The sequence below is a fragment of the Vibrio sp. 10N.261.51.C6 genome (genome assembly GCF_041471785.1).
Taxonomy (GTDB): domain Bacteria; phylum Pseudomonadota; class Gammaproteobacteria; order Enterobacterales; family Vibrionaceae; genus Vibrio; species Vibrio crassostreae_C.
This window is the reverse complement of the sequence record NZ_JBFRPB010000098.1, coordinates 1-551: the sequence shown is the minus strand read 5'-3', so window position 1 is coordinate 551 and position 551 is coordinate 1. Positions and strand designations below refer to the sequence as shown.

The following is a 551-nucleotide window of genomic DNA, read 5'->3' as shown; positions in this document are numbered from 1 at the left end:
GTGAAACTGCCGTCATCGTTAGCTACAACGGTTGCATCACCGCCAACCGTTAGGCCGCTAGCAGTCAGGTCATCGCCTTCAACATCAGATGCTTGTGATAACAGTTGCTCTTGGCTTAGACGGATAGAACCATCTTCATCGATTGAGTACGCTAAATCGCCTGACACAGGTGCATCATCAACGGCAGTTACACTCACATCGATGTTTGCTGACACCGTATCGGTGCCGTCAGATACATCGAAGCCGAAGTTTACGTCGCCATTGAAGTTTTCGTTTGGCGCAAAGGTGTAAGTCCCGTTGCCGTTGTCGGTCAGGATACCGTCGCCACCATCGTAGGTCACACCTTCAACCGTTAGGTTGTCACCTTCAATGTCCGTTGCGCCTGTTAATAGGTCTGCATCAGTGAAGATTAACGTGCCGTCTTCTTCAACACTGAATTGTTGGTCTTGTGGAACAGGTAAATCATTTACTGGGTTAACCGTCAGGTCTGCTGAAGCTTGAACGGTATTGGTGCCATCTGAGATATCGAAGCTGATATCGATGTCACCGTT

Annotated in this window: 1 protein-coding gene; it reads right to left on the bottom strand. The window is 48.8% G+C overall.

Annotated elements, in window-relative coordinates:
• On the bottom strand, positions 1 to 551 hold a 551-nt coding region (locus AB4375_RS20970), incomplete at both ends, for a tandem-95 repeat protein (RefSeq protein ID WP_372052455.1).